General features: G+C 58.6%; 16 protein-coding genes. 5 read left to right on the top strand and 11 right to left on the bottom strand.

Translation table 11 applies throughout. The features are described 5' to 3' along the window. Positions 1 to 132 precede the first annotated feature (132 nt). Entirely contained in the window at positions 133 to 2808 is a 2676-nt protein-coding gene (locus JCM15908_RS06010; RefSeq protein WP_025002663.1) for an endonuclease MutS2, read from the bottom strand. 398 nt (positions 2809 to 3206) lie between these two features. Here JCM15908_RS06010 and JCM15908_RS12665 point away from each other — a divergent pair, with 398 nt between their 5' ends. Further along, positions 3207 to 3644 (top strand): hypothetical protein, encoded by a 438-nt coding sequence (locus JCM15908_RS12665; protein WP_025002662.1) that lies wholly within the window; start codon positions 3207 to 3209, stop codon positions 3642 to 3644. A gap of 16 nt (positions 3645 to 3660) precedes the next feature. Further along, entirely contained in the window at positions 3661 to 4365 is a 705-nt protein-coding gene (locus JCM15908_RS06000; protein ID WP_025002661.1) for an HAD family hydrolase, read from the top strand. A gap of 110 nt (positions 4366 to 4475) precedes the next feature. Here the strand turns inward: JCM15908_RS06000 and JCM15908_RS05995 are convergent, their stop codons facing one another. Then, positions 4476 to 5573: an Mrp/NBP35 family ATP-binding protein gene (locus tag JCM15908_RS05995; protein ID WP_025002660.1), complete on the bottom strand. Its 1098-nt coding sequence runs from the start codon at positions 5571 to 5573 to the stop codon at positions 4476 to 4478. A 261-nt stretch (positions 5574 to 5834) separates the two neighbouring features. On the opposite strand from JCM15908_RS05995, the gene JCM15908_RS05990 reads away from it, so the two are divergent. Both JCM15908_RS05990 and JCM15908_RS05985 read left to right on the top strand, forming a co-directional pair. Further along, positions 5835 to 6518 carry a peptidylprolyl isomerase gene (locus tag JCM15908_RS05990; RefSeq protein ID WP_025002659.1) on the top strand — a complete coding sequence of 228 codons (684 nt, stop codon included), beginning with the start codon at positions 5835 to 5837 and terminating at the stop codon, positions 6516 to 6518. A gap of 724 nt (positions 6519 to 7242) precedes the next feature. After that, positions 7243 to 7728, top strand: coding sequence for a Dps family protein (locus JCM15908_RS05985; RefSeq protein ID WP_025002658.1), 486 nt, complete (start codon positions 7243 to 7245; stop codon positions 7726 to 7728). 341 nt (positions 7729 to 8069) lie between these two features. Here the strand turns inward: JCM15908_RS05985 and JCM15908_RS05980 are convergent, their stop codons facing one another. The 3 genes from JCM15908_RS05980 to JCM15908_RS05960 form a co-directional block, all read right to left on the bottom strand. After that, positions 8070 to 9143, bottom strand: a complete 1074-nt coding sequence (locus JCM15908_RS05980) for an FMN-binding protein (protein ID WP_025002657.1) — start codon at positions 9141 to 9143, stop codon at positions 8070 to 8072. Between the two features lie 1008 nt (positions 9144 to 10151). Beyond that, positions 10152 to 10562, bottom strand: coding sequence for a rhodanese-like domain-containing protein (locus JCM15908_RS05965; protein WP_025002655.1), 411 nt, complete (start codon positions 10560 to 10562; stop codon positions 10152 to 10154). 68 nt (positions 10563 to 10630) lie between these two features. Beyond that, positions 10631 to 10924: a hypothetical protein gene (locus JCM15908_RS05960; RefSeq protein ID WP_025002654.1), complete on the bottom strand. Its 294-nt coding sequence runs from the start codon at positions 10922 to 10924 to the stop codon at positions 10631 to 10633. A 378-nt stretch (positions 10925 to 11302) separates the two neighbouring features. Here JCM15908_RS05960 and JCM15908_RS05955 point away from each other — a divergent pair, with 378 nt between their 5' ends. Beyond that, complete coding sequence (locus JCM15908_RS05955) at positions 11303 to 12022, top strand: class I SAM-dependent methyltransferase (RefSeq protein ID WP_148295537.1); 720 nt, start codon at positions 11303 to 11305, stop codon at positions 12020 to 12022. Positions 12023 to 12223: 201 nt separating this feature from the next. Here the strand turns inward: JCM15908_RS05955 and JCM15908_RS05950 are convergent, their stop codons facing one another. The 6 genes from JCM15908_RS05950 to JCM15908_RS05925 form a co-directional block, all read right to left on the bottom strand. Then, positions 12224 to 13261 (bottom strand): DHH family phosphoesterase, encoded by a 1038-nt coding sequence (locus JCM15908_RS05950; protein ID WP_025002652.1) that lies wholly within the window; start codon positions 13259 to 13261, stop codon positions 12224 to 12226. Between the two features lie 97 nt (positions 13262 to 13358). Beyond that, positions 13359 to 14270, bottom strand: coding sequence for a glycosyltransferase family protein (locus tag JCM15908_RS05945; protein WP_025002651.1), 912 nt, complete (start codon positions 14268 to 14270; stop codon positions 13359 to 13361). A gap of 205 nt (positions 14271 to 14475) precedes the next feature. After that, positions 14476 to 15870, bottom strand: coding sequence for an MATE family efflux transporter (locus tag JCM15908_RS05940; protein ID WP_084607830.1), 1395 nt, complete (start codon positions 15868 to 15870; stop codon positions 14476 to 14478). Between the two features lie 115 nt (positions 15871 to 15985). After that, positions 15986 to 16657 carry a DUF4230 domain-containing protein gene (locus JCM15908_RS12660; RefSeq protein ID WP_025002649.1) on the bottom strand — a complete coding sequence of 224 codons (672 nt, stop codon included), beginning with the start codon at positions 16655 to 16657 and terminating at the stop codon, positions 15986 to 15988. Further along, positions 16638 to 17339, bottom strand: a complete 702-nt coding sequence (locus tag JCM15908_RS05930; RefSeq protein ID WP_025002648.1) for a DUF4230 domain-containing protein — start codon at positions 17337 to 17339, stop codon at positions 16638 to 16640. Before JCM15908_RS05930 ends, JCM15908_RS12660 begins: the two co-directional genes overlap by 20 nt. Before the next feature lie 59 nt (positions 17340 to 17398). Further along, the gene (locus tag JCM15908_RS05925) at positions 17399 to 17689 is read right to left on the bottom strand and encodes a DciA family protein (RefSeq protein ID WP_025002647.1); all 291 of its coding nucleotides are present in this window, start codon (positions 17687 to 17689) and stop codon (positions 17399 to 17401) included. Positions 17690 to 17717 lie beyond the last annotated feature (28 nt).

Raw genomic sequence — 17717 nt, 5'->3', positions numbered from 1 at the left:
AGAAAGGGAAACGCCTCACGAAACCCAGTCAGACGGGTCTCCGTGAGGCGTTTTTCCGTGTAAGTGTGTTGTGAACAGGCTTTTCCGAGTGCCATGCTTATGAAACGGCAGAGCGGAAGGCCGGGATTCTCCCTACAGCTCTACCACCGTGATGCCGGCACCGCCGAACTGCACGTGCTCGTCGCGGTAGGAAGAGACATTGGGTACGGCAGAGAGGTACTGCCGTATCATCTGCCGGAGGATGCCGTTGCCCTTTCCGTGAAGGATGCGAACCTGCGACGCACCCACGAGAATGGCGTCGTCGATGAAGTACTGCACCTGTGCGAGGGCCTCGTCGGCACGCATCCCGCGCACGTCTATTTCCTGTCGGAAATGGCTGCGGTGCTGGTCGATGGTCTCGCGCGTCTCCCGACTGTAGTTGAAAGCCTGAAACTGCTTCTGCTCGCTTTGCAGCGCGGCAGCGTCGACATGCTCGAGCCGCCCTACCTGCATCTTCGTGCGGACGGTTCCGAAGATGACTATCGCCTGCTTGCCCTCAAGAGATTCTACCCTGCCTACGGAGGTCAGGCCCTTGATGCGCACGTTGTCGCCCACCCTGACGAGACCTTCCGACCGTTGCTTTTCGGCTGCGGCACGCAGCTGTTCAGCGGCAGCCTGCTGCCGGTCTGCCTTGTTGCGCTGGTGCAGCTCGTGGCGTTCCTTGCGGCTGCGTATCTTGTCAATCTTCTTTTGGAAGTCCTCATCGCTAAGGAGTCCGGCCGAGTGGAGGGTCTGTTTGTCCGTCTTGCCTCGCTTGCCGGCCTTATCCCCCTTGCCGGGCAGGCCGTCTTCGCCCATCAGCCCGGCCTCGTAGGCAGCCAGTTCCTGCCTTATCCGCTTCGTCTCCTCTTTCTCCGCCTGCTTCTCGCGTATCTCGCGGATGGTGTTTTCTACCCTTCGGTTGCTCTCGCGGATGATTTCCTCAGCCTCCCTCTTGGCCTTGGCAATGATTTCCCTGCGGCTCTGCCTGAGTTCGGTTATCTCCTGCTCATAGCGTGCGAGGGTCTTTTCGAGTTCCTTTTCCTGCCCGTGTATGGTCTGGCGTTTGCCCTCCCAGTAGCGTTTGTCGCGCACGATGTCTTGCAGATACTTGTCGCTCTGTATGTAGTCCGAGCCTACTATCTCCGACGCGTCGCGTATGACGGCCTCGGGAAGTCCCGTCTTCCGCGCAATCTCTATGGCAAACGAGCTGCCCGGCCGTCCGATGGCGAGCTGGAAGAGAGGCCGCATCTCGTGGCGGTCGTAGAGCATCGCCCCGTTGACCACGCCGTCGTGGCCGTCGGCAAAGTGCTTCAGATTCTGGTAGTGGGTCGTGATGACCGCCCAAGCATGCTTCTCCCAGAACTGCTTCAAGACCGATTCGGCTATCGCACCGCCTATCTGCGGCTCGGTACCCGTACCGAACTCGTCGATGAGAATGAGTGTCCGGCCGTCGGCATGGCGCATCATCAGCTTCATGTTCCGCAGGTGCGACGAGTAGGTACTAAGGTCGTTCTCTATGCTCTGTTCGTCTCCGATGTCTATCATCAGGTTATCGAACACGCCTGTCTGCGACCGTTCGCCCACGGGAATGGAGAGACCGCACTGCAGCATGTACTGAAGCAGGCCTGCGGTCTTCAGGCAGACCGACTTGCCGCCGGCGTTCGGACCCGAGATAATGAGGATGCGCTTCTCCGCGGTCAGCCGTATGTCGAGCGGAACGACGCTTGCAGGCAGCTGCTGCCGGGCCTGCCGGTCGGCTGCATCGTCCTCGTCGTCGGCGAAATCATACCGCGGCAGGGCAGCCTTTTTGGCGAGCGAGCGTTGCAGCAGCGGATGAATGGCACGAATCCAATCCATCTGCGGACCGTCCGCCACCTCCGGCTCAAATGCCTGAAAGGCTTTGGCAAGCTCTGCCTTGGCGCGCACGAAGTCTATCTGTCCGAGGAAATGATAGGAGTCGAGCAGCTCGCGCACATGGGGGCGGAGCTTCTTTGCAAACTCGGTGAGGATGCGTACAATCTCCCGCCGCTCCTCGTTCTCAAGCTCGCGCACCTTGTTGTTCGCCTCCACCACCTCGGCCGGCTCTATGTAGACCGTCCGTCCCGTGGCACTCTCGTCGTGTACAATGCCCGATATTCTGCGCTTCAGGCCCGGTGCGACAGGTATGACGAGGCGGCCGTCACGCAGGGTCGGCGTAACGTCCTTCTCTACCACGCCCTCGCTCTGTGCCGAGCGGAGTATATTATATAAGGTGCGCGATATGCTGCCCTCTACGCGCGCGAGTTCCCGGCGTATCTGCAACAGGTCGGGAGAAGCCGTATCGCGCATCTTGCCGAACTTGTCTATCATCTGCGAGATGCGCTGCACGAGCACGGGAAAGGTCGCCACTCCGTCGGCAAGACCGTAGAGGGCAGGATATTCGCGGCGCACTTCGCCCAGACCGTTCTCCTCGCCCCGCGACAGGAAGGCGACGATGGCGATAATCGTCTCCATCGAGCGTTTGAGGTCGAAAAGCTCGTCCACCTCCATGTATGTGCCTTCGAGGCGGAGCCGTCGGACGCTCTCGCGCACGTCGAAGAAGTTGTCGAGCGGAAAGTCCTCGGCTCCCTCCTGTATACGGCGGAACTCCCGGGTCTGCTCCAACCACAGGTTGATTTCCCCGGCATCGGCAGAGAAGGTCATCTTCTCCACCTCCTCCTTGCCCAAGGTGGACAGGCAGCGTGCAGCAAGCAGGCTGCGCACTTCGGCGAATCCTATTTTCTGTTCAAAATTATGCGGATATATCATTGATTGACTGACAAGTTTACGAATTGACAAACAGACGGGTCCGTGGCCCGGCCGGTTACTGGCGGTGAAAGGAGTTCCCTGCCCCGACCCGGCCTCCCGGGAGACTTCTTGCGGCCGGACTTCCTCCCTGCCTTCCCTTTCCCTTGGGGGAGGAGGTTCGGAGAAACTTTCCCTGCAAAGGTACGGAAGTTTCGTCTGCCTGCCAAATTTTCGCCTGCAAAGTCGCCCGAGACCGTAACCGAAGCACAGCTCCATCATGGCGGACGAGAAAAGCAGCATTGTTCATCATATTGTATTTCCCGTCCGGGCATATTTTCAAGATATTGTCGTAACTTTGCAGCACCGCCCCGGACCGTCGCCTGCGTGCCTCCGTCCGCCGGCCGAAACAACACGACCGTATGAAAAGAATACTATCCATCAGCCTCCTTACCGCCGTCATGGCCTGCGGATGCTCCAACGGGAAGACGGAAACGCCGCCCAAGGCTGCCGACACCGCTGCCGCCGTACCGGCCAACGAGACCGTCGACATGGGCGACCAGCGCGTCAGGTCGGCCAATGTCCGCAATGCCGGCTTCCGGGCCAGCAGCCCTTCCAACGCCACCGTAACCGAACCGTGCTTCGGCACACGCATGCCCGAGACGCTCGACATGCTTCCCAGTCCGTCGCGTGCGTCGGCCCGGGACTCCGTTCTCATCCGTCAGCTCAACTCGGGAGAGGTCTTCCTCCTGCAGCCCGGGGAGAAAGGGAGCATTGAGACCGACGGGGGCAACAAGCTCCTCATCCGCTTTCAGGCTGCCGAGCTGTGGGTCTGGAAGAGTCAGGTGGCCACGAAATAACCGTCAGAATACTGCCATGAACCGAATATCTCTCATCGCCTTCGATGCCGACGACACGCTCTGGGACTGCCAGACATTCTTCAGCTCTGTAGAAAAGGACTACTGCCGGCTGCTCGCCCACTATGCCTCGCCCGACGAGACGGCCGAGGCTCTCTTTGCCACCGAAACCGCCAACATGCCCCTGCTCGGCTATGGCTGCAAGGCCTTTGTGCTCTCGCTGATAGAAAATGCCGTGCGCGTGAGCGACGGACGCCTGACGGCCGAAGAGACGGCCCGTATTCTCGAACTCGGAAAGACGCTCCTCCGCCTGCCCGGCACTCCCCTGCCCCATGTCGGGGAGACGCTCGCGCGCCTGCGTGCCCTCGGCCGCTACCGCCTCGTGGTCTTCACCAAGGGCGAGCTGCTCGATCAGGAGAACAAGCTCGCCCGTTCGGGACTGGCGACGCTCTTCGACGACGTCGTCATTGTGTCCGACAAGACGCCTGATGCCTACCGACGGCTCTGCCGGCGTTTCTCTACGGACACCGACCGTTTCCTGATGGTCGGCAATTCCTTCCGTTCCGACATTGCCCCGGTCCTCGAACTGGGTGGCTGGGCGGTGCATATCCCCTACCACATAGAGTGGCAGCACGAGGTTACGGCAGAATATGCGCACCCGCGGCTGGTCAGGCTCGACCGCTTTGCCGAACTCGCCGACCTGATGGAAGGGTGGGCAGGATGACGCCCCACCGCCCTACAGGGCAGCAGACCGCAGAACTATGGAAAGAAAAAAGACCGATGCCGGGACATTCCCTGCATCGGTCTGATGTTTCTGCCGCCCAGTCCGGGCCGTTAGTTTACCTTTACAATCCTCGTCGGAGCCTGCTCCTTGTTGCGGCGGTTGACCACCGTTACCACAGCCTGCGCCAGAGACAGGAACGCCTGTCCCGTAACGCTGTCTACCCGCGTGGCCGAGGGCGCGCCTCCGTCACCGCTCTCGCAGATGCTCTGCACGAGCGGTATCTGCGCCAGCAGCGGACAATTCATCTCCTTGGCAAGATTCTTGCAGCCGTCCTTGCCGAAGATGTAATACTTGTTCTCCGGCAGTTCGGCAGGCGTAAACCATGCCATATTCTCCACCAGACCGAGGATGGGAACGTTCACCTTGTCGTTGCTGTACATGTCGATACCCTTGCGCGCATCCGCCAGAGCCACGGCCTGCGGTGTCGACACGATGATGGCACCCGTGATGGCAAGCGTCTGCAGGAGCGTCAGGTGGATGTCGCTCGTCCCCGGGGGAGTATCGAGTATGAAGTAGTCAAGCTCGCCCCAGTCGGCATCGGCAATGAGCTGCTTCAGCGCCGACGTCGCCATGCCTCCGCGCCAGAGCGTCGCCGTGTCGGGCTTGACGAAGAATCCGATGGACAGCAGCTTCACGCCGTACTTCTCTATCGGCTCTATGAGCTGTCGCCCGTCCTTCTGCACGCCATACGGCCGCTCCTCCTCCACGCCGAACATCTTCGGCATCGACGGCCCGAATATGTCGGTATCGAGCAGCCCCACCTTGTAGCCCAGCCGCGCGAGGGCTATGGCGAGATTGGCAGAGACGGTGCTCTTGCCCACGCCGCCCTTGCCCGAGCTGACGGCAATGACGTTCTTCACCTGCGGCAGCAGCTTGCCCACCTCGGGACGGGGCGCGCTCTTGAACTCGGGGGTAATCTCCACCTCCACGTCCTTGCCCACGGAATAGTGTATCTGCGCCTCGGCAGCCTTGATGGTCGACTTCATGAACGGGTCGGTCTCGCGTGGGAAGATGAGCGAGAAACTGACCTTCATGCCGTCTATGTGCAGGTTGTCGGCCACCATGCCGCTCTCTACGAGATTCTTCTTCGTACCGGCGTAGACTACCTGCGCCAGTGCGTCGGTGATAAGTTTCGGATATAGTGTCATTATTCTTCTTGTTTTTGTATGGTTTCCCCTTATGGTGATGGCGTGCCGACCGTCAGGCGGACACTGTGCAGGGACTTTCGTGCAGACAGGCATCAGGCAGATGCCGGCGCGACATCTCCGCTACGGAGAGGCTGCGCCCTGCCGGTGCCGGGCCGACAAACGGAAGTTCTGCCGGAAAATCCTGCAATTCTTTTGCAAAGATAACAAATTTTCTTCTTTCTTTCCCCCTTTTTTGCTAATTTTGCCCCAAAACAACAAGTTATGAAGAAAATCCTCCTCCTTTCGCTGCTCTGCCTTCTGGCAACAGCCCTCCACGCCCAGCCGGCCGACACGCTGCGCAGGGAAGTAGTATTGGAAACCGACAGCGGCACCATCCGCATACGGCTCTACAACGAGACGCCGGGACACCGCGACAACTTCCTCCGCCTTGTCGGCAGCGGTGCCTACGACGGCGTGCTCTTCCACCGCGTCATCCGCGACTTCATGGTGCAGACAGGCGACCTCGGCTCCAAGACCGCCACGGCAGGACAGCAACTCGGCGACACGCCCGAAAGCTACTCGCAGCCTGCCGAAATCCACTATCCGCAGCTCCTCCACAAGCGCGGTGCCGTCGCCGCCGCACGCGAGCCGGACAGCGTCAACCCCGAGCGGCGGTCATCGGCCACGCAGTTCTACATCGTCTGGGGCCGCCAGTTCAACGACGAACAGCTCGACCGGGTGCAGCAACGCCTCGACACCAATACGGGAGGCAGCGTAACCCTTACGCCCGAAGTGCGCGAGCTCTACCGCACGCAGGGGGGAACGCCCCACCTCGACGGCCAGTACACCGTCTTCGGAGAGGTGGTAGAGGGTCTTGAGGTGGTCGACCGCATACAGCGCACAGCCACCGACGGCAACGACCGCCCCACGGCCGACATACGCATCGTGCGCGCCTACTGCCCCTGATGCAGCTTCGGGCAGGCATCCGCCTGTCCTCCGGCTGACAGGAAAGTGCCACTCTCGTCTTGCGAGAGTGGCACTTTCGCATGGTCAAAACGATACTTTCGCATGGTGAAAGCGGCACTTTCATAACTCGTTGATAGTCAATGCCCCGTGCAAAGAAGCAGCCAACCCCATACAAAACGGACAAACACGGGATGTACCCCTACAGGATTCCCACACCAAAGAAGAGTAACAATGTAGGGACAGACCGCGTGTCTGTCCGCTCCGCATGCTTCGGACAGGCACAGGGCCTGTCCCTACAGGCAGCCTGCTCTTCGCCTGCAAGCCAAACAAAATGTACATAAAGGACAGATTACAGGCGCGAAGACCCTGTTTACAGCAAGCAATAATGTGCGGACAAACCCCGTGTCTGTCCACAAAACCGAACGGCAAGAAGCAGGGCATACGGAAACAGGTTCACCGCCCACCGCAGCGGACAGGGCCGCAACAGACCCGGCAGGATGGAAAAAGGCGGCATGAAAACGCCTCTGGATGGTTTTCCAACAGATTCCCGACAATTTCCGAAAAGCAGAAAACACGCTGTAAGCCACTGAATACCAAAGAGAAACGACATCATATAGAATTTATCTATACGCGTATAGATTTTATCTGTTGTGCGATATGCGGCAAACCGCTACCTTTGCATCAAGAAAAGATAACAAAAACATTAATAGAAAGGAAAAAGATTATGAAGACTTTAGATTATTTAGGTTTAGACGAGAAGAAAGTTCAGGACGTAGTTAGCAACCTCTCGGTACTGCTGGCCGACCTTCAGGTTTATTATACCAACCTCCGCGGATTCCACTGGAACGTGAAGGGACACAGCTTCTTCATCATGCACGCCAAATATGAGGAACTGTATAACGACACTGCCGAGAAGGTAGACGAAGTAGCTGAGCGTATCCTGCAGCTGGGTGCTGTGCCCGAGAGCCGCTACAGTGCTTATCTCCAGACTTCGGAAGTGAGCGAGGCAGGCGAGATTCACAATGGGCAGGAGGCTTTCGCAAATCTCTTGGAAACCTACAAGACACTCATTGCACGCGAACGTAAAATCATTGAGGTGGCAAACGAAGCCAAGGACGACACCACCGTGGCCATCATGAGCGACTTCCTCCGCGAACAGGAGAAGACAGTGTGGATGCTGACCGCTGTACGCGCCAACCACGCTGAATAACTTTGCCGGAAGCAAAGAAAGAGAGAGGCCTTGCAACGCTACATGCGCTGCAAGGCTGTTTCGTATATATGACATTACGTGCGTCCGGCACAAGCAAAATGCCTGTACGACGGCCGTTGTGCCGGGATTCGCTCCCATGCCCCCTGTCTGCACCACAAACGAAGTGCGGGCAGCCTGTAGGGACAGGCCCCGTGCCTGTCCGCCATACCCGCATCGGACAGACACGAGGTCTGTCCCTACATATCCGCTTGCAACAGGCAGGGTGTTTGCGTCAAGAATCTGTCATTTATGCACCTCCTGTCTGCACCACAAACAAGGTGCAGGCAGCCTGTCTGCTCTGTCTATTTCCTCCGCTCGGCTATCCGGAACAGCGTGCCGGTAGGGCAGACAAAGCGGCAATAGGGGCGCGGAACGAAGAAGGAAAGCAGGAGGACGACTGCCCCGAGGACGAGGACGACGCTGCTCGCCGAGGTGAAGACGAAGGCCGAGAAGACCTCGTAGTCCATCCACTCCGAGCCGATGCCGCAGAGCATCAGGCCGAGGAGGACGGCAAAGAGGCTCTGGCGGAAAAGGCCGAGCCGCCTGACGGTGTTGCTGCCCATCTGCCATCTGTGCCGCCTGTTGGCCATAGAGGCAAGGTCTTGCAGCGAACCGCAGGGGCAGACATTGGTACAATAGTAGTTTTTCTTTCCGAAAAGCGGATAGCCGAACGCCACGACGAGCATGACTACGGGGACGATAGAGTTCCAAAAGCTGATGCCGTTGGACATATAGTTGACGAAGAGCGACCACGACAGGAACTCTCCGCACCAAAATCCGAGTACGGCAACATTGAGCACGAGCTGGGCAATGCGGTAGCGACGGCTTTTCAGGAAGAGCGGGACGAGGGCGGACAGCAGTACGACGACAGTGCCGATGATGGTCTTCAGTCCGGGGTCTGCCTTGCCGGCCGCGTTAATTTTCCCGGAGTTGTGGGCCGCGTAGGCGAGTCCGCGGTGCAGGTTGCCGATGATGCCGCGCGAGGAGTAGGTGGCTCCGCTGACGGCGTCGACTTTCAGCTGCTGCGCCTCTTCGGGCGTCTTTCCGTTCCACGAGCGCAGGAGGGGCTTGGCGAGACCGAAAAACTCGGGCGTCTCGTTGTTTCTGAGTGCGCGAACTTCCGTAATCCTGTTGTCCTTGATGTATATTTTCAGCGGCACAGGGCCTCCGAAGCCGGATATGTCCTTTGCCAGCGGTGTGGTGTTGACCACCGCCGTCCCGTCGTCGAGCAGGGTTATCGTGTCGGCAGCCGCCTTTGCGGTCGCCGTGGTGTCGTTGAGCTTGTGTCCGAGTATCTTCCCGTCGCGTCGGACGGCTGCGGCTGCTATCACCGCAAGGCAGGTGATGAGCATGAGAACTTGCTGTGCTTTCTTCATAATTACTTCTGAGATAGTATTTCAACGTCCCTTTCCTACTCCTTTTCGGGCAAGGCGGAACGGGTCTTTGGCTCTGCAAAAGTAAGAAGAAAAAGACGAAGGTATCGTCTGCCCAAGCCTTTCTTATTGGTTTTTAACTTATCCGGTCGGCAGTGTGCCCCGGCTTTGCGGCCGCATGTCGCTGTATCGCGGAGTGTACCTTCCTGCATTTCACTTGCTGTAAAAAGGATATCCGCGTGTAAGACCTATTCTTTCGTATTTTCTGCCTGCACCACAGGTGGAGCGGACAGGCACGAGGCCTGTCCCTACAGGCTGCCTGTGCTCCACGTGCAATGCAGGCTGAATATACGGAATAAACATTTTCAGGATGCCAATATACGGCAGACAACAATTGAAAATGTAGGGACAGACCGCGTGTCTGTACGATATGAGAAATGCGGACAGGCACAGGGCCTGTCCCTACAAGCTGCTTGCGCTCCGCATGCAATGCAGGATGAATATACAGAATAAACATTTTCAGGATGCAAATATGCGGCAGACCACAATCGAAAATGTAGGGACAGACCGCGTGTCTGTCCGATACGAGAAATGCGGACAGGCACAGGGCCTGTCCCTACAATCCGCTTGCGCTCCACGTGCAATGCAGGATGAATATACAGAATAAACATTTTCAGGATGCCAATATACGGCAGACCACAATCGAAAATGTAGGGACAGACCGCGTGTCTGTACGTTCCGCATGTTTCGGACAGGCACAGGGCCTGTCCCTACAATTCGCCTGCACTCCACGTGCAATGCAGGCTGAATGTAGAACAGGAATCCAGCATGCGGCATTTCGCCACCCGTTGTCATCCGAAACACGGCAATGATATATCCATCCTGTTGCCTCCAAAAACGAAAGTGCCGTTTTCATTCAGTGAAAACGGCACTTTGACACAGCGAAACGGGCTTGCCCGCATGGCGAAAGCGGCACTTTCGCTTTTCCCTTCCGGGACGGACAGGACGGAATCAGCGGTTGCTGCTGTTCAGCACCTGCGTCTTCTCCACCTTCTTCCCCTCTGCCACCCAAGCGAGGTAGCCGCCTTCCAGATTGGTTACGCGGTAGCCCTCCGACGAGAGCAGGCGGGCCGCTATCATCGAACGGCGGCCCGAACGGCAGTAGACGGCGATTCGGAAAGAGGGGTCGAGCACCCCGAGGGCAATGCCGACAAACGACGAGTCGAGCACGTTGATGTTGCAGGCACCGGGAATATGCCCCTCGGCATACTCGCCTGCCGTCCGCACGTCAACTACCCTGACCGAATCGGTCGCGGCCAGTGCCTCAAAGGCCCCTGCGCCCACATTGTCTATCGCTGTCTGTGCGCCTGCCACGGTAGCCGAACCGAGCAGGGCCATCAGCAGTCCCAGTATTTTTCCCATATTTTCTGTCTTCGCTGTATGTTTCCGCCGTGACAGGACCGGCATCCGCCCCTGCTACGGCCAGACTCCTAAGAGTTGGTTATCGTCTCTACCTTGCAGTGGTTTCGGTCGAGTCCGCACTCTGCCAGATAGGTCTTGGCAGCATAGTAGACGGCATTGTCGCCGTTCTCCGGCGAATAGGCCAGCAGCAGATGGCACTGCTGGCTCTGCCCTTCGGTGTAGCTGCTCTCTACGACGGGCATGCCGTGGTCGTCGAGATAGCTGACGAGGTCTTCTATGTGGCGGTTCAGCCATTGCTGTCTTGCGTCGTTTTCGGTAATTCGGAGATAGTGGACTCCGGCTGCCGGAATGGTCTGTTTCATTGTCTTAGGATTGTGTATTTTGTTTTGCGGTGCAAATATAAGAAAAAGATACGAACATTGCCCTGCCTGTCCCGTCCTTTCGCAGGATTATTAAAACATATTAACGAATAACTTTTTACTATTCCTTGCAGCTGATTGAGTGCCAACGCATTAGCCTGCAAACATACAGCAATGCTCTAACCGACATGCCCAACCATTCTGTCTGCCGCAGTCTTGTCGGCACGATGCCGCGGGGAAGCTGCTTTCCGGGAGAAATCTTCGCTGCTTCCAGATTTTTTCAGTACTTTTGCATCAACGGCAGCACAAGGCCCGACTACGACCCGAGGCAGCCACGACGACAACGAGAGGGCCGTGGCCCGGACAACAAGCAAGAAGAGAATGACCGAAGCGGAAGAACAGTTTTTCACGGACTTGCCCCAACAGGGGCCGGGCTCCGACTACGAGACGCTCAAGGCTCTCGCCTACGTCAGGCAGGGCCTGCAACGCGACTCGCACATCCTCAACATCGGCTGCGGAACGGGGCGCGACACCTTCTGCCTTGCCGACCACACCGACGCCGCCATCACGGCCGTAGACCGCTCGGCCCGCTTCATAGAGAAGCTCAAGTCGCTACGCGGCAAACGCTCCGTAACCGCCCTCTGCGCCGACTGCCGCGAGGCCGGACTGCAGGCCGGGAGCTACGACGCGGTATGGTCGGAAGGGGCTGCACGGCACTTGGGCTTTGCCGAAGCCGTCAGGCAGTGGCATCCACTCGTCAGACCGAAGGGCTTCCTCGTGCTGACCGACTTGGTCTTCATGGGACGTCATTATCCCTACGAGGTGGGCTACTTCAAGAAGATTTATCCGCAGATGTCCGCCCTTTCCGCGTCCGTCGCCATCCTCGAGGCCGAGGACTTCCGCCCCATTGCCACCTTCCCTCTCTCGGAGCAGGCTTGGATGCCCTGCTTCTACGACATCATAGAGCGCAGGCTGCCGCAGTTTGAGCGCAAGTATCCCGAGGAGAAGACGTTCGTCAGGACGCTCCGCAAGGAGATACAGCTCCGCCGCGACTTTGCCGAATATTATAACATGGTGTTTTTCGTGGCGCAGAAGATTTAGTCCCGTGGCGTAAAACGGCTGCCGCTGCTCCGCCGGACTACCGCGTCAGCCAGCTGACTGCCACGGAGCTGGGGCGCGCCCTACCCCTGCCGGCAGGGCTGAAAAAACAAGTAAAGGTTCCGAATCCGGGCAAGCCGGATAATCGGAACCTTTACTTTATCATTCCTCCATACTGCACTGACAAACAGCGCAGTATGGCTTCTATCTAAGTTCTTCCCTATACGCCATAATAGCCTTGATGGCAATCTGCTCCGCCTCCGCGATACTGCAATGCAGCTTACCGCCCGATGCGTCGGCATGTCCGCCACCATTGAAGAACTTCACCGCCATCGGCTGGCAGTGGAAGCCGTTGCAGGAGCGCAGGCTGACAAGCACCTGATTGGGGTGCTCGGTGTCTTCGCGGAGCGAGATGCTCAGCTTCAGCCCCTTTATCTGCTGCGGAATGTTGACCAGACCCTCCATGTCGCCCTTGATGAAGTGGAAGCGGCGCATCTCCTGCTTCGTAACCGCATAGTAGGAGGCGTGCAGCTCTTCAATGACATTGAGCTTGTTGAGAATGATATGGGCGCGGAGCTTCAGCGCGCTGACCGAATAGTTGTGGAAAACACGGTTGTATATGCTGTCCTTGTCGACACCCTTGGTGAGCAGTTGACTGATGACGAAATAGATTTCGGGGCGCGTGGAATTGTAGGTGAACCCTCCCGTGTCGGTCATCATGCCGCAGTAGATGCACTGCGCGCACTGCTTGGTCATGGCGTCGAAGCCTCCGAGCTGGCAGATGAGGTTGAAGATGATTTCCGAAGTGCTCGACATCTCGGGGTGAGAGACCGAAAGGCGGCAGGGAAGGTCGGGGTCGAGGTGGTGGTCGATAAGCAGGCGCGGCGCGGCGCAACCGTCGAGGACGGGCTGCATGGCCTCCACGCGCCGGGCACTGTTGAAGTCGAGGCAGCAGACGAGGTCGGCCCCGGCGAAGGCTTCTTCCACCTCCTTCCTGCGCTTGTCGTAGCGCAGAATGGTGTCAAAGCCCGGCATCCATTGCAGGAAGTCGGGGGCGGCATCAGGCAGGCAGACCTTTACGTCGGTCTTCCCGGCCTGTACGAGGAAGTGTTTCCATGCCAGCGCAGAGCCGACTGCGTCGCCGTCGGGCGACTTATGGGCGCAGACGACGATGTGCTCTGCCGTTTCGAGCAGGGCGCGCAGGTCATTGAGCTGGCTTTCGTTCAGTAGATTGAAATTCATTGTAGTATGTACCCTCCCCCGTTCCTTTCCTGTGGGGAAGGGAACGTGCGGAACTTATCCGGGGAGGATTCTGTTTTTGTAAGATGATGATGCCTTTTTAGAACAGCTTTCCGGGATATACCCCCTCGTCGACAAGCCTCTGTATGCGCTCCACTACGCCGGGGCGGTCTTCGGCATAGGTTACGCCGAACCACTTGCTCGTCGTATCGAGCACCTTCACGGTGGCCGTTCCGTCGCCGATGAGCTTGTTCACCATCATCGGTATGAAGTATTCGGACTTCTTGTTCGCCATGTTCGCCTCGTCGGAGAGGAACTCGCGGAAGTAGGCATCGCTGTACTCGAAGTAGTCGGGGGTGAAACCCCACACGTTCATGGACACGGGCGTATTGTCGTCGGTGGCCGTCCATTCGCCGTCGTCGCCGATATACTGCACCTTCCCGTCCCTGCGCTCTATCTTGGTGCGCTCTACGACGTTGGCAAGGTGGCCTTCGGCATCGGTCGTGCAGATGCCGCGCGATACCGTTCCGTTCTCGCTCAGCGTGTTGCCTACGCGGAATCCTACCATGGCATACCTGCCCCGGGCATCTTCGGGAAGCGTGGCGAGGAAGTTGCCGATGACCTTAAAGCAGTCGCGGTTGTAGAAATCGTCGCAGTTGATGACGCAGAACGGCTCGCGGATAACGTCCTTCGCCATCAGCACCGCGTGGTTCGTACCCCACGGCTTCTCGCGCCCCTCGGGCACGCTGAATCCCTCCGGCAGCGCGTCGACGCTCTGGAAGACAAGCTCTACGGGCACATGGCCCTCGTATTTGGAGAGAACCTGTTCGCGGAACTGCTGCTCGAAGTCCCTGCGGATGACGAAGACAATCTTCCCGAACCCTGCCTCAATGGCATCGTAGATGGAATAATCCATGATGGTTTCCCCGTTGGGGCCTACTCCGTCGAGCTGTTTCAGGCCTCCGTATCGGCTGCCCATTCCGGCAGCAAGAAGCAATAATGTTGGTTTCATTATCTGTTTGTTTTTTGATATTATCCTTACGAATGGGGCATGCCGCCCCGAAACGATGTGCAAAAGTACATAAAAAAAACGAGTAACGGGACAGAAGGCACGAAGAATATCCAACTTTCAGTCACCGATGCCGCCCGTCCGCCTGCCTGTTTCCTTCCTGCCGATGCCGTTCCGGGGCACGCATGACGGGCTGAAAACAGCCTGTCTACCCGTCAGCCTGTCCGTCCGTCAGCTCTCCAAGGCGTTTCCGAAAGAACCAATAGTACAGCACGCCTGCCGTGGTAAGGCCGAACGGGAAGGCGTACCAGATGCCGAGAAGGCCGTAGCCAAGGCGGATGCCGAAGAGATAGCCCAGCGGAAGCGAGACGACGAAGTAGGCAAGGAAGGCGACAAACATCAGCGGGCGGACGTGGGAAAGCCCACGGAGCGCGTTGCTGTAGGCACACTGGAGTCCGTCGCCGAACTGATAGACTATCAGCGGAGTAATAACCTCCGCCACAAGCAGGCTCACCTCGCGGCTGTCAGTGAAGATGCCGCCAAGGCTGCTACGGAAAATCACGACGGGAACGGACACCACCAAGGCTATCGCAAGTATCAGTCCGAAGCCCACACTGGCCGAACGGCCGACCGCACCGTAGTTGCGCTGCCCGGCAAACAGGCTCACGCGCACCGCCACGGCAGCCGCCATGCCGTAGTAGACCATGAAGAAGAACTGCGAGATGGTCAGCATCACCTGATGGGCGGCCAATGCTGCCGTGCCTATCCAGCCCACCATGACGGAGCTGAGACTGAAGGCGGCCGTCTCCATGCCCATTTGCAGGCTGAGCGGAAAGCCGAGCCGGCAGAGGTGGACGAGCGGTTCGCGACGGAAGCGGCCCGCCATGAAGCCCCGGCGATAGGGACGGTAACGGTCCGAAAGGCAAAAGACGGCCACAAAGGCAAGTGCCATCACCATACGGGAAAGCATCGTAGAGACTCCTGCACCGAGAAGTCCGAGTTCGGGCAGGCCGAGCTTACCGTATATGAGGAGGTAGTTGCCTATGATATTGAGTAGGTTTCCGCCTACGAGAATCCACATTCCCGTGCGCGTATCGGTCGTTCCGTCAGACAGTTGCTTGAAGGTGTTGAAGCAGGCAACGAACGGCAGCGACGCCAGATTGACCAGAAAGTAGGGCCGCATGAGCGGAAGCAGCTCGTCAGGCTGTCCGAGGCGGCCGAGCGACAGGTAGAGCAGGAGCAGCGCGCCCGTCAGCACGACTGCCAGAGCAAGGTTGGCAAGCAGCGCATTGCGGAGCATGTCGCCTGCCCGCCACCGCCTGCCCTGCCCGTAAAGAGTACCGACAATGGGTGTCAGGCCATACGAGAAGCCCAGTCCGAAGATAAGGACGAGCACGAACATGTTGTTCACAAACGATGCCGCTGCGAGTTCGTCGGTGCTGTGCCGGCCTATCATCAGCGTGTCGGCAAAGCCCAGCACGATAGTCCCTATCTGTCCGACGACGATGGACACTCCGAGCGCGACGAGCGCGCCCGACTCGCGGGCCGTCCGCCTTGCCCCCGGCCCCTGCCAGAATGAGGATTGAAAGATATTTGATGACATGGTTATCCGTTTGTGGAATGTGCCCGTTGCCCTGCCCTGTTCCTTGCCCGGAGTCAGGGGAAACCTTTCGGCGACCGTGCGTCAGGGCGTCCCCCGGCAGTGCCGCTGCCTGTCTTCACTTGCCTGCGCCCCGTTGTCCCCTCCCCTCTTGGGAAGAACCGGGAGACGCTGCCGCCCTCATCCGCACCTCGCCCCGGAACAGACTCTTCAGCAGTTTCTCCACCTCGCGGTGCGCGTTTTCCTCGGCGGCGTGCAGGTTCTCCTTGGTCATGCAGCGTGCAAGCATCTTCCTGTAGGCCCGCTGGTAGAGCTGCTCGCGGTCAGCAGCCGTCCAGTCGCCCTTTTCAAAGAACGACCGCGTGCGCGCCTCGTCTATGAAGTCGGTGTCGAGCAGCCTTACGGGCGGCAGCTGCGCCACGACCACCGAGTCGCCCTCGACGCGGAACCAGTGGCGGCTGGCCTTGCTGAAGTCTATGCCCAGCCGCAGCGTACCGTAATAGATGCGCACCAGTTCGGCATCGGAGAGGAAACCGCGGCGCACGGTGTCCACCAGCTCCTCGTCGCTGACGGCCAGAAACTCCCACTGCCCGATGTCGCGGATTTGTTGCAGCTGTGTGGGGGTGATGTCAATGCGCTGTTCCACGGTAACGCCTGCGTGGTTGTCGCGGTTCAGCCATACGAGGATGCCGATGCCCACACCGAGCAGCACCACGGCCGCAACGACGGCCCAGACCATTCTGCCGAAGCTCCCGAAGAGGTCGGCCAGACTATTGTACGTCTTCTTCATATCGTTTCTCTATCGTCTGATTGTCAATGAGGCTGCGTATGTCGTTCAATGAGAACTTACGGCGGAACGTTACCGTGATGTCCTCCTCGCGGTAGCCGAGTGCCTTGACGAGGGGCACAATCTGCCGTGCCGCGCTCGCCCGTGCCGTCTCTATGAGGTTCATCTGCGGTATGCTGCCGATTATCTGCTCCCTGCCCTGCCGTCCGTAGCCGGTCAGCTCGGCATCGGAGAAGTTCCGGCGCGTCAGTGCCACATACTGGCGGACGCCCTTGTGGTCAATCTTCGTGGCGGTGAGGACAAAGCGCGGGTCGGGCAGGAGGATGGTAATCTTCCGTCCCTGTCGCCGGACGTTGTCTTCGGAGAATCCGCCCAAGTCGACGTATGCCTTCAGCACGGCCGTCATGGGGATGGCGATGCGCCGTTCGCCCACGGGCAGATTGACGCTGAAGCTGTGCCGCATGACCGTACCCTCCAGCTTCATCTGGTCCGAATGGGTAACGATTTTGTGTATGCGGTACTCCGATGTATAGAGCCTTGAGCACTGGCGGACGTCCGACACCAACACAGGAATGGTGTCGAGGGCCGCGGGGGCAGGCTCGGCGGTCTTCTCCCTGCCGCACGAGGCGGAGAGGAAGAGCAATGCTGCAAGCAGCAGGAGGGTGATATGGGGATTTTTCTTCATACTTTACGTTGTTTGGAAGCGGGGCGGAGACACGGCCGCAGCGCACGGCGGCGACGGGGCTAATACACTCTCAGGTCGGCAATGACCATTCCGCCCACCTTGGCGTTGAGCTTCCTGACCAGCTCGCTGCGCATCATGGCAAGGTCGGCACGCAGCGCGGGATTGACAATCTTGACGAAGAGCGTCTGGTTGCGTATCGCTTTCTCGGCCGTATAGCATGCCACGGTGCTGCCTGCCACCTCGTCCCAAGCGTCAATGAGCCGCTTCTGCTGCAGCGGCATCTCCAGTCCCTGCTGACGGAGGAGCTTTCCCATGACCTCGCTCAGAGGCTGTACTTTGCGTCGAAACATATTACTTGTATTTTAGGATGAAACATCC

This window comes from Prevotella dentasini JCM 15908 (genome assembly GCF_000614065.1).
Taxonomy (GTDB): domain Bacteria; phylum Bacteroidota; class Bacteroidia; order Bacteroidales; family Bacteroidaceae; genus Prevotella; species Prevotella dentasini.
The sequence above is the reverse complement of the archived record's forward strand: the minus strand, read 5'-3'. Positions and strand labels throughout refer to the sequence as shown.

Excerpts from the sequence above, each read along its gene's own strand:
- JCM15908_RS05990 (WP_025002659.1), top strand. The coding sequence starts at position 5,835 with ATGAAGAAAATCCTCCTCCTTTCGCTGCTCTGCCTTCTGGCAACAGCC.
- JCM15908_RS05955 (WP_148295537.1), top strand. The coding sequence starts at position 11,303 with ATGACCGAAGCGGAAGAACAGTTTTTCACGGACTTGCCCCAACAGGGG.
- JCM15908_RS05985 (WP_025002658.1), top strand. The coding sequence starts at position 7,243 with ATGAAGACTTTAGATTATTTAGGTTTAGACGAGAAGAAAGTTCAGGAC.
- JCM15908_RS12660 (WP_025002649.1), bottom strand. The coding sequence starts at position 16,657 with ATGAAGAAGACGTACAATAGTCTGGCCGACCTCTTCGGGAGCTTCGGC.
- JCM15908_RS05930 (WP_025002648.1), bottom strand. The coding sequence starts at position 17,339 with ATGAAGAAAAATCCCCATATCACCCTCCTGCTGCTTGCAGCATTGCTC.
- JCM15908_RS06000 (WP_025002661.1), top strand. The coding sequence starts at position 3,661 with ATGAACCGAATATCTCTCATCGCCTTCGATGCCGACGACACGCTCTGG.
- JCM15908_RS05960 (WP_025002654.1), bottom strand. The coding sequence starts at position 10,924 with ATGAAACAGACCATTCCGGCAGCCGGAGTCCACTATCTCCGAATTACC.
- JCM15908_RS05980 (WP_025002657.1), bottom strand. The coding sequence starts at position 9,143 with ATGAAGAAAGCACAGCAAGTTCTCATGCTCATCACCTGCCTTGCGGTG.
- JCM15908_RS05940 (WP_084607830.1), bottom strand. The coding sequence starts at position 15,870 with ATGTCATCAAATATCTTTCAATCCTCATTCTGGCAGGGGCCGGGGGCA.
- JCM15908_RS05925 (WP_025002647.1), bottom strand. The coding sequence starts at position 17,689 with ATGTTTCGACGCAAAGTACAGCCTCTGAGCGAGGTCATGGGAAAGCTC.
- JCM15908_RS12665 (WP_025002662.1), top strand. The coding sequence starts at position 3,207 with ATGAAAAGAATACTATCCATCAGCCTCCTTACCGCCGTCATGGCCTGC.
- JCM15908_RS05945 (WP_025002651.1), bottom strand. The coding sequence starts at position 14,270 with ATGAAACCAACATTATTGCTTCTTGCTGCCGGAATGGGCAGCCGATAC.
- JCM15908_RS06010 (WP_025002663.1), bottom strand. The coding sequence starts at position 2,808 with ATGATATATCCGCATAATTTTGAACAGAAAATAGGATTCGCCGAAGTG.
- JCM15908_RS05965 (WP_025002655.1), bottom strand. The coding sequence starts at position 10,562 with ATGGGAAAAATACTGGGACTGCTGATGGCCCTGCTCGGTTCGGCTACC.
- JCM15908_RS05995 (WP_025002660.1), bottom strand. The coding sequence starts at position 5,573 with ATGACACTATATCCGAAACTTATCACCGACGCACTGGCGCAGGTAGTC.
- JCM15908_RS05950 (WP_025002652.1), bottom strand. The coding sequence starts at position 13,261 with ATGAATTTCAATCTACTGAACGAAAGCCAGCTCAATGACCTGCGCGCC.